Source organism: Microbacterium gorillae (assembly GCF_050990725.1).
Lineage (GTDB): Bacteria > Actinomycetota > Actinomycetes > Actinomycetales > Microbacteriaceae > Microbacterium > Microbacterium gorillae_A.
In genome coordinates this window covers 82433-96743 of sequence record NZ_CP158844.1, presented here as the reverse complement: position 1 = coordinate 96743, position 14311 = coordinate 82433, and the positions used below count along the sequence as shown (strand labels likewise).

General features: G+C 67.1%; 10 protein-coding genes. 3 read left to right on the top strand and 7 right to left on the bottom strand.

The window, feature by feature from the left end; translation table 11 throughout:
* Positions 1-133 precede the first annotated feature (133 nt).
* Both ABTV68_RS00450 and ABTV68_RS00445 read right to left on the bottom strand, forming a co-directional pair.
* Positions 134-1120, bottom strand: a complete 987-nt coding sequence (locus ABTV68_RS00450; protein ID WP_433675649.1) for a hypothetical protein — start codon at positions 1118-1120, stop codon at positions 134-136.
* The gene (locus ABTV68_RS00445; protein ID WP_433675648.1) at positions 1117-1770 is read right to left on the bottom strand and encodes a hypothetical protein; all 654 of its coding nucleotides are present in this window, start codon (positions 1768-1770) and stop codon (positions 1117-1119) included. The genes ABTV68_RS00450 and ABTV68_RS00445 overlap by 4 nt, the downstream gene beginning before the upstream one ends.
* 151 nt (positions 1771-1921) lie before the next feature.
* On the opposite strand from ABTV68_RS00445, the gene ABTV68_RS00440 reads away from it, so the two are divergent.
* A complete protein-coding gene (locus ABTV68_RS00440; RefSeq protein WP_433675647.1) occupies positions 1922-4636 on the top strand; it encodes an alpha/beta hydrolase in 2715 nt (904 codons plus the stop codon).
* 63 nt (positions 4637-4699) lie between these two features.
* A complete protein-coding gene (locus tag ABTV68_RS00435; protein ID WP_433675646.1) occupies positions 4700-5776 on the top strand; it encodes a COG1470 family protein in 1077 nt (358 codons plus the stop codon).
* Here ABTV68_RS00435 and ABTV68_RS00430 read toward each other — a convergent pair.
* The 5 genes from ABTV68_RS00430 to ABTV68_RS00410 form a co-directional block, all read right to left on the bottom strand.
* Positions 5773-6792, bottom strand: a complete 1020-nt coding sequence (locus ABTV68_RS00430; protein ID WP_433675645.1) for a LacI family DNA-binding transcriptional regulator — start codon at positions 6790-6792, stop codon at positions 5773-5775. The genes ABTV68_RS00435 and ABTV68_RS00430 overlap by 4 nt on opposite strands.
* A 119-nt stretch (positions 6793-6911) precedes the next feature.
* Positions 6912-8429 carry an alpha-N-arabinofuranosidase gene (locus ABTV68_RS00425; RefSeq protein WP_433675644.1) on the bottom strand — a complete coding sequence of 506 codons (1518 nt, stop codon included), beginning with the start codon at positions 8427-8429 and terminating at the stop codon, positions 6912-6914.
* 82 nt (positions 8430-8511) lie between these two features.
* The gene (locus ABTV68_RS00420; RefSeq protein ID WP_433675643.1) at positions 8512-9855 is read right to left on the bottom strand and encodes an ABC transporter substrate-binding protein; all 1344 of its coding nucleotides are present in this window, start codon (positions 9853-9855) and stop codon (positions 8512-8514) included.
* A 64-nt stretch (positions 9856-9919) separates the two neighbouring features.
* Positions 9920-10813, bottom strand: coding sequence for a carbohydrate ABC transporter permease (locus ABTV68_RS00415; protein ID WP_433675642.1), 894 nt, complete (start codon positions 10811-10813; stop codon positions 9920-9922).
* Positions 10810-11709: a carbohydrate ABC transporter permease gene (locus ABTV68_RS00410; RefSeq protein WP_433675641.1), complete on the bottom strand. Its 900-nt coding sequence runs from the start codon at positions 11707-11709 to the stop codon at positions 10810-10812. Before ABTV68_RS00410 ends, ABTV68_RS00415 begins: the two co-directional genes overlap by 4 nt.
* A 262-nt stretch (positions 11710-11971) precedes the next feature.
* Between ABTV68_RS00410 and ABTV68_RS00405 the strand changes: the two genes are divergently transcribed.
* Complete coding sequence (locus tag ABTV68_RS00405; RefSeq protein WP_433675640.1) at positions 11972-14305, top strand: beta-glucosidase family protein; 2334 nt, start codon at positions 11972-11974, stop codon at positions 14303-14305.
* The last annotated feature ends 6 nt before the right edge of the window (positions 14306-14311 follow it).

Below are 14311 nucleotides of genomic sequence, written 5' to 3'. Positions count from 1 at the left end.
CCGTCTGTGGGCGACAATCCACGCAACGCGGCGATTCTCGCCCACAGGCGGAAGTCTCGCGGGTTGTGTCTGCGCGTGACAAGGCCACTCGCGGCGGTGCACACTGAACATGCTTTGCGAGATGTCCAGGTCTCTATCTGGTCCACTGGATTGCGCCGGACTCACACAGCGGAGTCCGCAGAACGTCCCACTCGAGATTCGCGAGTCGAACCCAGCGCGCGATCAGGACGATGTCGCCCTTCGTCGAGTGCACAACAATGGTGTCCGTCGCGACGTACTCCCATGCTGCCGCCTTCGTCGAATCTGGCGTGGTCGCGGAGGCGAGACAAGGCCGCCCGTCACTCGTGGTGCTCACATCCCCGACGGAAACCTGATGCAGCTGCGCGGTGTGGTCCGCGTACAGGCGAATCTGCGAGCCGCCAGCAGCCACTTCCTGGCCGGCCTCCGCCCCGTACATCGCGGGAAGATTCAGCCCCTCAGCCTCATAGAACTGCCATCGCGCAGAAAGCCACCACACTCCCGTCACGATCACGACCAGGACTCCTCCCACCGCGGTCCACGCGACAGCGCGCTTTCGGGACAAACCTCTGGCTGTCCGGCCGCCGCTTTCCGTCGGTTGGAACGTTGGTCGCTCGTCGGGCGCGTTTCGTCGCCAGAGATCGCGGCGCGCCAGCAGGGCCGTTGAGTACACGAGCGCGATGACCGCCGTCTCGATCACGACGAACGTACCGCGCGGCGCATCCCCGGGCACGAACAGCATCGACCCGGCCAACAGGGCGAAGCCGACACTCACCATGGCGATCGCGAGCATCTGCACCAGGAGACGCCGAGGACCGCTGAGCGCAGCGAGGGCCGCGAAGGCCGCGGGGCCGAAGGCGACGGCCGTCACGAGGAGCTCCGGCGTGAACGGATTGTCTGACCACGCCAGGGAGAACCGATCATCAGGCGGGAAGAACAGCAACCGGTAGAGGATGACGCCACTTCCCAGCAGGCACAGCCACGCAGCGGCGAGCCGAAGGAAGACGTTCAGGTGCACGTTCTTCCGCGGGTCCAGGATCGCGGGCCACGCGCGGCGGCGGGGCTTCTCAACGGGCGTCGATTCCGCCCCGGTCGCGTTCACGACTGCGCCAATGCGGCGAGAATCATGTCGAGCTCTTTGTGCGAGACATCACGAAGGTAATTGCCGGTGCGAGGGATCGGGTAAACCCGCACCTCCTTCTCGCCCTCGCCCACGGTGTAACGGATGCAGGTCGCGTGGGCCATGTTGGATCCGCGATCGACTACGGCCGAGAGAGGCAGATCACCCGGCAATGAGATGACGGTCGGCCCCTCGGGAGCCCACCCGTCCGGAATGTACATCAGCCTGGCACCCTCTATCGTCAGCCACCCATGGTCGTATTGCACACCATCGCCATTCGAGATCACCTGGCACCCGATCGCCGCGGTCACGAACGCGGCATCGTGAGCCGCGCACCACTTCTTCGCCCGCCGAACCAGCGGAGCTCGACCACGAGCGAGCGTGCCAACGTAGATCAGCCCCACGGAGCACAACGGACCGAAGAAGGCGACCTGCCCTGCGAGGAATGATCCCAACAGCAACACGAGGGAGAAGCCGAGCATGATAAGCGCGTTGGCCATGCGAAAGCCCGGCGTGCGCACCTCTCTGATGTAATCCATCGCCAGCGCCTCATCCCCGAGATCCCGACCACCGACCGCCCCCAGAGCGTCCGTGAAAGCACGGTACTCCCCCGGCGCGCTCGGCAACAGCATGCCCCGCGCCTCCTTCTCGCGAGCCGGGATACAAACGATGCGCAAACCACGAATCCAGATCGACCCTTGACACCGGGCGTCGACGCGGCCATTCTGTGAGTGCCGAATTTACTACGTTGTAAATTCTGAGGAACGAGAGGAATCAACGTTGATGAAAACTCGCAGACATGTCGCGCCTCCGCAGCGGAGGCGACGACTCGCGGCTGCTCTCACCGTGGCGGCGGTGAGCTCGGGGGCGATACTCGTCGCCCAACCCGCGCTCGCCGACACCGGTGGCACCACCGATCCGTGGATCTCGCAGCCCGCGGACGGTGTGCACCGCTTCACCGTGCCCAACAGCGCCGTTCTGGCCGCCGTGGGCACGGCTCCCGCCACGGTGAGAGTGGAGGGCAACTTCGGGCCCGGACACGAGATGTCGCTGCTCAACCTGGATCGCAGCGGCAACAACTGGGTCGCGAACATCGGCCCGCTGGAGCCCGGCCAGTACTACTTCCAGTACGAGGCCACCATCGCCGGCAGTGAGACCGAGGTGGGATTCCGCAACCCCGACACCCCGCAGACGGTCACGGCGCAACCCACGTGGAGCACGTTCTTCGTCGAGGGCGCATCGGCGGCATGGCAGGCCGATGTCCCGGCCGGCGGCGAGCTGAGCACGTTCACGTACGACAGCGTGGTGCAGAACGGCGAGCGCTCCGCGCAGGTGTGGACGCCGCCGGGCTACGACCCCGACCGCGCCGAGCCGTACCCCGTGTTGTACCTGCTCCAGGACAGCGGTCAGGCATACAGCGAGTGGACCGAGGTGGGTCGCGCCGCTCAGATCCTCGACAACCTCACCGTCGAGCAGCAGGCCGAGCCGATGATCGTCGTGATGGGCGACGGAACATCGTCGGACGTGCGCACCGAGGTTCTCGACAGCCTGGTTCCCGCGGTTCAGGAGGAGTTCAACGCCTCCACCGAGGCCGCTGACCGGGCGATCGCCGGTATCGGACGCGGTGCCACGCAGGCGCTCAATCTGATGGTGACCGATCCGGGCACGTTCTCGAAGGTCGGCTCCTTCTCCGGAAGCCTCCTGACGAGCATCAGCGCCTCCCGCGCGGCGCAGATCAATGCAGGCACCGACCTGCTGCGCCTGTACACCGGCAACGTCACGGATCGCTCGTACAACCAGAACGTCGCCCTCGCGACGAAGCTCGTTGCCGCGGGCGTGGAGTTCGAGTCCGACGGTTCCGACCCGGCATCGGGCGACATCTGGGAGACCTGGCAGCGCGCACTGCACGACTTCGCGGGGCGCGTGTTCACCCAGACCGACGACCACGGAATGAGCGAAGGACACCTCGCCCTGACCGAAGCGCACTCGCTGCCCGCACCGGGGACCACCCCTACCCCGTGGATCGAGGACAACGGCGTGGTCACGTTCGAGACCACCGAGTTCGCAACGGCGAAGAACGTGAACGTGTGGGCGAACTGGGGCCCGTCGGGCGGCTGGCTGCGCATCCCGATGGTCCGCGAGGGCGACCGCTGGCGACTCACCGTGGGTGGCCTCGAGGGCGGCTCGTACTACTACCGCCTCACCGGAGACCGCGTGGACCGCAAGGACACCGGCAACCCCACGGTGGTCAACTCCGAGCCGAACTGGAGCACCTTCTACGTGGAGGGCGACACGCTGCGCGCGCAGTTCACGCGCGACGTGGCCCCGGAGCAGCGTGGTGAGGTCACCACCATGACCTACACCAGCACGGCCAACGCGCAGAGCCGCTCCGCCTACGTGTGGACCCCGCCGGGGTACGACGCGGATCGCGCCGAGCCCTACCCCGTGCTGTACCTGCAGCACGGCAGCGGCCAGACGTGGAGCGACTGGATCCAGGTGGGTCGTGCGGCCCAGATCCTGGACAACCACTACGCCCGCGGCAGCATCGTGCCGATGGTCGTGGTGATGTCCAACGGCAACGGCGTCGACTTCACCAAGGAGATCACCGACGCGATCGTTCCGGCCTCGCTCGCCGCCTACAACGTGAGCGCCGACCCGGCACAGCGCGGCCTCGCCGGACTGTCGATGGGCTCCGGGCACGCGCTCGGCACGCTGTGGGCGAAGCCCGGCCAGTTCGCCTACATCGGCGGCTTCTCGGCCTTCAGCTCGCCGCCCGCGAGCGCCGACGTGGCGGCGATCAACGCCGGCACGAAGCTGCTGTCCATCTACACGGGCGACATGCAGGACTTCACCTACCAGAACACCCTCAGCCTGGTGAGCGCCATGGAGTCGCGCGGCATCGTGCACGAGTTCAACCCGCCGATCCCCGGCCCCCACAGCTGGGACGTCTGGCAGAAGGCGCTGATCGACTTCGTCCCCAAGCTGTTCAAGGCGGACACCACCTCCGGTATCCCCGTGACGGCATCCATCGCGGAGGGCGAGAACGGCGTGCTGGCACTGACCGTGGCCGACTTCGGCGACGGTGTGGCGCTGTCGGAGCCGCAGAACGCCGGCGATCGCCTGCGTCTCACCGGTGCACTGCCCGAGGTGGCGGTGACGGACTCGCGCACGGCGCAGCAGGCTGGCCTCGGCGGCTGGAGTGTGGCAGCTCAGGCCCAGGCGTTCACCTCCGCCGGTCGCACGATCGACGCGGGACACCTCGGCTGGACTCCGCGCGTGCTCACGCCGCGCGACGGTCTGACCGCGGGTGCTCAGGTCCAGACGATCCTCGACGGCGGGCTCGGTCTCGCCGCCCCGGGCGAGCTGGCCAGCGCGAACGCCGCAGGGCGGTTCGGTCAGGCGACCCTCGCCGCCGACCTGAGTCTGGAGGTTCCGGTCGACATTCAGCCGGGGCAGTACTCCAGCGTCCTGTCCGTATCCCTGTTCCCGGTCGACTGACCCGGAACCCGACAACGCGCGGCCGACCGGTTCCTTCACCGGTCGGCCGCGCCGGGGGTTTCCATGACCACACGCATCGCCACCGCGATCACCGTTCTCCTCGTCGGCCTGGGGCTGCTGTTCGGCGCCTCACCCGCCACCGCCGATGATGCAGCCGCCGATCAGCCCGCGGGCACCACTTGGTCCCTGCAACCCGCGTCGGCCGAGGTCGCTGACGGTCGCGTCTCCCTGCGCCAGCGCGTCGATCCGGGAGCGACCGTCGACGAGCACCTCGCCCTAACCAATCACGGCGCCTCCCCCGCCCGCTTCGCGGTGTACGCGAGCGACGGCGTCGTCACCGACAGCGGCAGCTTCGACCTCTTACCCGGTGACCAGGCGCCGAAGGACGGCGGCTCCTGGATCACGTTCGGCGAGGTCGCGCAGGCTCAGCCGCGCACCGGCGGCGGATTCACGATCGATCTCGCTGCCGGAGCCGCGGTCATCATCCCGGTCCGCATCGCGGTCCCCGCGGATGCGACCCCGGGCGACCATCCGGCGGGAATCGTGGCCGAGCTGCTCGCGGACTCCCAGACCCAGGTGCACCTGTCCACGCGCGTCGGTGTGCGCGTGCACCTGCGCGTCACCGGCGACATCGCGGCTGCGCTCGCCGCCGAGAACGTGGAGGTCCGCTACGAGACCTCCGCGAATCCGCTCGCTCCCGGCACGGCCACCGTCTCGTTCGACATCGCAAACCGAGGCAACGTCCGGCTGGCCGCGTCGAGCACCGTGATGCTGTCGGGACCGTTCGGTGTGCTTCCGGTCACGGCCGAGATCGCCGAGGGCAGGGAGATCCTGCCCGGCCAATCCGCGCGCGCCGAAGCAACGCTTCCCCTCTGGCCGCTCGTTCTCGGCTTCGGTGAGATCACCCTGCAGCCGCAGCCGGTGGGCACCGACGAGATCGAGGTGCCGCTCCACGCCAGCACCACCGACGTCACCGTCTGGACACCGCCATGGGTGTATCTCGCCGCGCTGCTGCTCGTGCTCCTGACCTGGTGGCTGATCCGTCGGCAGCGCAAGCGCTCGGCCGCGCGTGTGCAGGCCGCGATCGACGCGGCCGTGGCTGCCGCTCGCACGGCCGACCGCGACGTCGTCCCCGTTTAGACCGCGGTCACCGGGAAGCCGGTGGATTCGCGTCGCACGATCTCAAAGCCCGGCTGCAGCGTTCGCGGCGCACGCCGCTCGCCCTTCTCCTCGATCCGCTCGATGAGGAGGGCGACGGCGTCGCGCGCGATCTGCTTGCTGCCCGCGTCGACGCTGGACATCGACGGCATGGAGAAGCGCCCCTCGTCGATGTTGTCGAATCCGATGACGGCGACATCCTCGGGAACGCGCAGGCCTGCCTCGCCGAGGGCGCGCAGGGCGCCCAGCCCCAGCGCGTCGTTGAGCGCGAACACGGCATCGAAGGGTACGCCCGATGCGATGAGTTCGCGCACCGCGAGCACACCCGCTGTGCGGTTCCAGTGCGGGGCGATGCGCACCAGGTCCGGGTCGAGATCGACCCCCGCGGCCGCGAGCGCCTCCTCGTAGCCGGCCACGCGCAGCGTCGCCGAGCTGGTGTCGATGGTGGGATCCGCCTCGGCTCCGACGATCGCGATGCGCCGACGCCCGATCTCCAGCAGGTGCTCCACGGCTGCGCGCGCGGAGGCGACGTTGTTCATGGTGACGTGGTCGGTGGGACCGTCGAAGATGCGCTCACCGAGCAGCACCAGCGGGAAGCCGGTGTTCAGAGCTTCGGCGTCGGCCTGACCCAGCGCCTGCGGGCTGAACAGCAGACCGTCGGTGAGGCGGAGGCGACCACCCGCGATCACCTGCAGCTCCCGGTCGCGATCCCCGCTGGTCTGCTCCACCACGACGCCGAGGCCATGGGTGTCGGCGGCGCGGATGACGGCGTCCGCGAGCTCGGCGAAGTAGTTCTCGCTCAGGGCCGGAACGGCGAGTCCGATGACCCCCGTGCGCCCCGATCGAAGGCCGCGGGCAGACAGATTCGGACGGTAGCCCAGCTCGTCGATGGCGGCGCGCACGCGATCGCGCATCTGCTGTCGCACGTGCGGGTAGTCGTTGATGACGTTCGAGACCGTCTTGATCGACACTCCAGCCAGACGTGCGACGTCGTGCATTGTCGGCTCCATCGATTCACTCCCCACGCGTCTCCGAGCGTCCACTCACTCTATCCTCGCCGCGCGGGCCGCCCCGCAGCCGGCCGTGGGGCCCGGTGATGGACCCCACGGCCGCACGCTCAGGCGGCAGCGGGGATGAGTCGGATGATCGACCACGACACGGGCGGGAGCACCGCACGCAGCCGGCCGTCGTCAACGGTCGCCGTGGCGTTCTCCCGCGGCAGCACCGACGTGTCGTCGTCCGCGGTCGCGCTCCACGTGTGATCGGGGTTCGACAGCGTGAGCGCCTCGGCGATGCGGAGCTGCCCGAATCCGCCGACGCGAGCCTCGATCGACAGCTCCTCCGTGGTGGACCGGTTCACCGCGAGGATCACCACCTCCCCCGTCTCCGGGTCGTGGGTGGCGACTGCGTCGATCGCATCGACCTCGCCGAACTTCGCCGTCGTGATCCGCGGCGACTCCACGGCCAGACGCAGGACGTCGCCCTGCGCGAAGCGCGACGTGAGGGCGAACGGATGGAACGTGGTCTGCTTCCAAGACCGTCCACCGGGCTCCGTCATGATCGGGGCGATCACGTTGACCAGCTGCGCCAGCGAAGCGGAGTGCACACGGTCGCTGTGGCGCAGCAGCGAGATCAGCAGCCCGCCCACCACGACGGCATCCGCGACGTTGTACCGGTCCTCCAGCAGCACGGGGGCGATCGGCCAGTCGTCACCGGTCGGCGGCTGCGATTCCGCGCGGTGCTGGTACCAGACGTTCCACTCGTCGAAGGAGATGTTGATGGTCTTGGTGTGCTTGCCCGCCGCACGCACGGCGTCGGCGGTGGCCGTCACCGAGTCGATGAAGTGATCCATGTCGACCGCGCTGGCCAGGAAGGAGGCGAGGTCGCCGTCCTCCTCCCAGTAGTAGGCGTGCGCGGAGATGTAGTCGACGTGCTCGTAGGTCTCGGTGAGGACGACACGCTCCCACTCGCCGAAGGTCGGGATCGCCGAACCGGAGGATCCACACACCACCAGCTCCAGCCCCGGGTCCACCATGCGCATCGCGCGCGCGGTCTCCGCCGCCAGGCGACCGTACTCCTCGGCCGTCTTGTGGCCGATCTGCCAGGGCCCGTCCATCTCGTTCCCCAGGCACCACATGCGGATCCGATGCGGCTCGGGGGTGCCGTTCGCGCGACGCTGCTCCGCCCACGCGGCCCCGGCCGGCACATTGCAGTACTCAAGCAGATCCAGCGCCTCCTGCACGCCACGGGTGCCGAGGTTCACCGCCATCATCGGCTCGACACCGGCCTTCGCCGCCCAGCGCATGAACTCGTCGACCCCCACCGTGTTGGGCTCCAGGGAGTGCCACGCCAGGTCCAGGCGCGGCGGACGATCCGCCACCGGACCGATCCCGTCCTCCCAGCGATAGCCCGAGACGAAGTTGCCGCCGGGGTAGCGCACGGTGGAGACGCCGAGCTCGCGGGTCAGCTCGATCACGTCCTCACGGAAGCCGTCCGCGTCGGCACGGGGGTGGTCGGGGTCGTGGATGCCCGTGTACACACTCCGACCCAGATGCTCGACGAAAGCGCCGAACGTGCGACGACGAACGGGGCCGACGACGAATGCCGGGTCGATGGTGAGAGAAGCGGTGAGCATGGCGTGTTTCATTCCTTCATGGGGAGATAAGAAGGTGCGGGCGGACGAAGCGTCGCCCACCCGCACCTCGGAGTGGCTGGAGTTACTGACCCAGCTCGTTCTTCAGATCGGACTGCGCCTGATCCAGCGCATCCTTGGCCGGCGTGCCGTTCTCGTAGATCTCGTTGAGCGTCACGGTGCGGAACTGGTTGTCCACCTTCGGCAGGTTCTCGTTGGCGAAGGACTTGAAGTGACCGATACCCGACTTCACGGAGTTCAGGACGTCGAACAGGTTCGTCTGGAAGTACTTGTTGAACTTGTTGTCGGGGTTGTGGGTGACAGCCTCGTCCTCCCAGACGGACATGTTGACCGGGTCGAAGCCGAGCACCTCCCACACCGCCACGTTGGCTTCGTGCGACAGCTTCGCGTAGGCGAGGAACTCCATCGCGAGCTCCTTGTGCTCGCTCTTCTCCATCACCGTGGTGCCGGTTCCGCCGCCACCGATGGTGAGCACGTCAGAGCCGGGAACCTGAGGAGCCGGAGCGATGGCGATCTTGCCGTCGAGGTCGGGCATGTAGTCCACGAAACGGGACGTGTACCAGGCGGGGTAGACGATCGCCGCGAAGTCGCCGTTGTTGATCGCGCCGTAGGCTTCCTCGTTGTCGGGGCTGCCGCCGGGGATCGTGGAGAGCGCGCCGGCCTCCTTCATGTCCTGGAACATCTCCATGGTCTCGACCACCACGGGGTTGTTGACGTCCACGTTGCCCAGTCCGTCATCGGCGAACAGCTGGCCGCCGTTCTGCGCGATGGCCAGCGGCTCGGTGAAGTAGACACCCGTGCTCGCGACGCTGAAGGCCTTGCCGGTCGATGAGTTGTAGGTGGCACCGGCCTTCGCGAAGTCGTCCCAGGTCTTGATGGTGGTGTAGTCGATGCCTGCGGCCTCGAGCAGCTCGGTGTTGTAGAAGGCCACGAACGCACCCACGTGCGTCGGGTAGCCGTAGATCTTGCCATCGCGGCTGTAGAGGTCGAGACGGGCCTTGACGATGTCGTCGACATACGGCTCAGCGGCCTCGGTGAGGTCGGCGAGCGGAGGGGTCGCGCCCTTGAGGAAGTTGCGGAACTTGCCGACCTCGATGTCGGCCAGGTCAGGAAGCCCCTGCCCCGAGTTCGCGGCAAGCAACAGCTTGTCGTGCATGTCCTGGTACGGGTAGACGGTGATGTTGAGGTCGACGGCCTTGTCGGGGTTCTCCTCGTTCCACTTCTCGGCCATCTCCTCGTAGACCTGGCCATGGAGCTCGGCGAACACCCACATGTCCAGCTTGGTGGCGCCGCCCGCTGCGGCATCGTCGCCGCCGTCGCTGGGATTGCTGCCGGCACCGCAACCGGAGAGGACTCCGACGGCGACGCCGGCGACGACGGCCGCCGTCACGATCTTTCGAATGCGCATGGTGATGCTCCTGACTGTGTTTGGGGGTACTGCAAGGGAGGGTCGATAAAGAGGGGAAGAGCATTCAGCCCTTGACGGCTCCGGCGGTCATGCCTTCAACGAAGAAGCGCTGGAATGCGAGGAAGAGAATGAGGATCGGAATCAGCGAGAAGAACGACCCGATGATGAGCAGCTCATAGTTATTGCCATAGGGCGTGAGCAATGTGTTGAGTCCGATGGGCAGAACGAACTTGTCGGGCGAGCGCAGCACCAGCAACGGCCAGAGGAAGTTGTTCCAGATCGTCATGGCGTTGAGGATCGCCATCGCCGCGAATGCGGGCTTGGCGATCGGGATGATGAGGCGGAAGAAGATGCCGAACTCGGATACCCCGTCCACCCGCCCGGCTTCGAGGATCTCCTTCGGGATGCCCAGGAAGTACTGACGGAAGAAGAAGATCGTCACCGCCTGTGCCAGGAAGGGCAGCACCACGATCCAGTACTGGTCCGCGGCACCGAAGTCGTTCACCTGCACGTACAGCGGCAGCATGAGCATCTCGAACGGGATGGTCATCAGGATGATCACCAGGATGAAGCCGAAGCTCTTGCCGCGGAACTCGTACATCGCGAACCCGTAGGCGACGAACGAGCTCACCAGCAGCGTTCCCACCACCTGCACGATCGTGAGGACCAGGCTGTTCCAGAACCACTGGAAGTACAGGCCCGAGTCCGTGAAGAGCATCGTGTAGTTGTCGAAGCTCAACGTGGAGAAGTCGATCGCGAAGGAGATCCCGTTGCGGATGACGTCGTTGCCGTCCTGGAACGTGCCGATGAAGATCGCCAGCACGGGCACGAGCGAGACCAGTGCGATGACGATGAGGAACGCACTCTGGATGAGGCCGACAGCGCGGCGGCTCAGTGGCGGGCGCCGTGATGCGGGGATCGCGGCCGTCTCGCGTTCGGTGAGGGTCGACCGGCTCATCGTGTGGACTCCTTCTTGAACGTTCCCGTGGCGGTGAGCTGGGTGAGGTTGATCGCCAGCACCAGGACGAGCAGCACCACACCCACGGCGGAGGCGAAGCCGAGATCGTTCTCCTGGATTCCCTTGCGGTAGAGGTAACCCACGATGGTGAGGCCCTGGTTGTTCGGCGAGTTGTTGCCGGCGTAGAGCATGAAGCTCTCCAGGAACATCGCCAGACCGCCGTACACGCTGATGGTGGTGACGTAGACGATGGTGGGCTTGAGGCCCGGGAGGGTGACGTTGAAGAACTGCTGGATCTTGCTCGCCCCGTCGATCGATGCCGCCTCGTAGTACTCGGTCGGGATCGCCTGCATGCCGGCGAGGAAGTACATCGTGTTCACGCCGGCCCAGCGCCAGAGCGCGAGTAGCAGCAGCGCCCCGAGTCCGGTGAGGTCCTCGCGGAGCCAGCGCACCGGGCCGAAGCCGAAGAACTCGGCGATCTGGTTCATGAGGCCGGAGTCCGTCTCGGCGAACATCAGGCGGAACACGATGCCGGCCACCACGACCGAGGTGAGCGCGGGGACGAACAGCGACGACTTGAAGAAGTTTTTGATGCGTGCGCTGCCGATCTTCGCGTTGATGATGGCCGCGAGGATCATCGGGATCGGCACCAGCAGGATGAGCGTCAGCACCATGTACCGGAGGCTGTTGAACATCGCCTTCCAGAACACCTGGTCCTTCCACAGGCGGTCGTAGTTGGCGGTGCCGATGAACGTCGCCTCGCCGTAGAGCACCTCCTGGAAGCTCATGATCACGGAGCGCGCAACCGGAATCAGCCAGAACACCAGCAGCGTCAGCAGGAACGGCAGGATGAACAGATAGGGCGCGAGACGCTGGTTGTAGAGCAACTTCTTCATGCGCGGGAAGTTCCTCGGGCTCGATCGGTCATGGCACTTTCTTCCTTGAAGTGATGCCCCGACGACTCGTATTCGCGGTGAGTCGTCGAGCGTGTCGATTGCGGATGCACCGCCCTTGTGGGACCGGGATCGCAATCCTCCTTGACAGAACGATGCTGTTCCGCCATAGATATTTACAACGTTGCATATCAGTATCCACGATCTTCCCCATCGCGCAAGTCATCGTGATTGATCGGGGAAGAAAGACAGACGGAGAGAACCCATGACAGGCGAGATCTGGCGCGACCCCGCGGTCGATATCGAATCCAGGATCGAGGCGGTGATCGCCGCACTCAGTGCCGAGGAGAAGGCGGCACAGCTCGGCGGATTCTGGGCCGACCAGCGCACCTCGGACGACATCATCGCGCCGATGCAGGACGTGTTCTCCGAGGGCCGATCGCCCTTCGAGCGTGTGACGCGCCACGGCATCGGACAGCTGACCCGCGTGTTCGGCACGGCACCGGTGACCGCCCGCGAGGGCATGGCCCGGGTGCAGGAATCGCAGCGCCATCTGCTCGAGAACACGCGCCCGGGGATTCCGGCGATCGTGCACGAGGAGTGCCTCACCGGCTTCACCACGCTCGGCGCCACGGTCTACCCCACCGCGCTGGCGTGGGCAGCGACGTTCTCCCCGCAGCTCGTGGACGAGATGGCGAACGCGATCGGTCGCGATCTCGCCGCAGTGGGCGTGCATCAGGGCCTGTCCCCCGTGCTCGACGTGGTCACGGACTACCGCTGGGGGCGGGTCGAGGAGACGATGGGCGAGGACCCGTACGTGGTGGCGACGCTCGCCTCCGCCTATGTCTCCGGGCTGCAGCGCGCGGGCATCATCGCCACGCTCAAGCACTTCGCGGGCCATGCCAGCTCGCGCGGCGGCCGCAACCACGCGCCGGTGTCGATGGGCGAGCGGGAGCTGCGCGACCTGGTCCTTCCGCCGTTCGAGATGGCGGTTCGTGAGGCGGGAGCACGCAGCGTGATGAACTCCTACACGGAGACGGATCGGGTGCCGTCGGCGGCGGACCGCTGGCTGCTCACCGACCTGTTGCGCGGCGAGTGGGGCTTCGAGGGCACGGTCGTCGCCGACTACTGGGCCATCGCGTTCCTGAAGTCCAAGCACGGCGTGGCCGCCACGATGTCCGATGCCGGGCGGCTGGCGCTGCACGCCGGAATCGATGTGGAGCTGCCCGACATCTCCGCGTACCTCGAACTCGCGACGGACGACCCTGCGCCCGAGCGCACGGCGGAGGACATCGACACGGCGCTGCGCCGCGTGATGCGGCAGAAGATCGAGCTCGGGCTGCTGGACGAGGGATGGACGCCCGCGGATCCGACGGACTACGACCTCGACAGCCCGGAGAACCGTCGCATCGCGCGCGAACTGGCGGAGAAGTCGGTGATCCTGCTCGACAACCCGACGGCGCTGCTCCCGCTGCCGCGACAGACATCGCGCATCGCGGTGATCGGGCCGTGCGCGGACGACGCCAGTGCACTGATGGGTGCGTACTCCTTCCCGGTGCACGTGCTCTCCCGACACCGCGAGTTCGGGCTCGGGCTCAGTGCGCAGCCACTTCCGGAGGCGCTGCGCGAGGTGTTCCCTGATGCCGAGGTGACGGTGGAGCGCGGCGTGCCGCTGCAGACGCCGCACGATCCCGCGGAGCTGGCACGAGCGGTCGACAGCGCTGCGGCCGCGGAGGTCGCCGTCGTGGTGGTGGGCGATCACGCCGGCATGTTCGGCAAGGGAACCTCGGGAGAGGGATCGGACGCGCCGTCGCTGGAGCTTCCTGGCGATCAGCGCGCGCTCGTCGATGCGGTGCTGGAGACCGGCGTTCCGGTGGTGCTGCTGGTGTTGTCGGGTCGGCCATACGCGATCGGCAGTTTCGTCGGGCGCGCGGCCGCCATCGTGCAGGCGTTCATGCCGGGCGTCGAGGGAGCGGGCGCACTGGCGCGTGTACTCTCGGGCGAGGTGAATCCCAGCGGACACCTCCCGGTGCAGGTTCCCGCAGAGCCGACGGCGCTACCGCACACCTACCTCGCTCCGCCCCTGGGTCAGGACGGCGACCGGATCAGCAATCTGTCCATCGCTCCGGCGTTCCCGTTCGGACACGGGCTGTCGTACACGACGTTCGAGCTCGGTGAGTTGGCGCTGGATCAAGCCGAGATCGCGACGGATGGAACCGTCGTCGTGACGACGGAGGTGACCAACACCGGCGACCGCGCGGGCGAGACCGTCGTGCAGTTGTACAGCGCAGACCCCGTGGCGCAGGTGACGCGACCGGTGCAGCAGCTGATCGGTTACGCGCGGGTTGCATTGGAGGCCGGCGAGCGGACACGCGTGACGTTCACGGTGCACGCGGATCGCTTCTCGTTCACCGGGCTGGCGCGGAAGCGGATCGTGGAGCCGGGCGAGATCGTCCTGTCCGCAGGGTTTTCCGTGGCCGATCGACCCGTGACGGCCACCGTGCGGCTGGCCGGTCCGGTACGTGAAGTGCTGACCCCCGTCCTCACCACGGGCGTCGAGCAGCTGTCCGCCGAAGAGCACGCCGCCGCAGCGCGATGACGGGCG

Coding starts and splice junctions, on each gene's coding strand:
- ABTV68_RS00435 (WP_433675646.1), top strand. CDS start 4,700: ATGACCACACGCATCGCCACCGCGATCACCGTTCTCCTCGTCGGCCTG.
- ABTV68_RS00405 (WP_433675640.1), top strand. CDS start 11,972: ATGACAGGCGAGATCTGGCGCGACCCCGCGGTCGATATCGAATCCAGG.
- ABTV68_RS00420 (WP_433675643.1), bottom strand. CDS start 9,855: ATGCGCATTCGAAAGATCGTGACGGCGGCCGTCGTCGCCGGCGTCGCC.
- ABTV68_RS00440 (WP_433675647.1), top strand. CDS start 1,922: ATGAAAACTCGCAGACATGTCGCGCCTCCGCAGCGGAGGCGACGACTC.
- ABTV68_RS00445 (WP_433675648.1), bottom strand. CDS start 1,770: ATGCTGTTGCCGAGCGCGCCGGGGGAGTACCGTGCTTTCACGGACGCT.
- ABTV68_RS00430 (WP_433675645.1), bottom strand. CDS start 6,792: ATGCACGACGTCGCACGTCTGGCTGGAGTGTCGATCAAGACGGTCTCG.
- ABTV68_RS00425 (WP_433675644.1), bottom strand. CDS start 8,429: ATGCTCACCGCTTCTCTCACCATCGACCCGGCATTCGTCGTCGGCCCC.
- ABTV68_RS00415 (WP_433675642.1), bottom strand. CDS start 10,813: ATGAGCCGGTCGACCCTCACCGAACGCGAGACGGCCGCGATCCCCGCA.
- ABTV68_RS00410 (WP_433675641.1), bottom strand. CDS start 11,709: ATGAAGAAGTTGCTCTACAACCAGCGTCTCGCGCCCTATCTGTTCATC.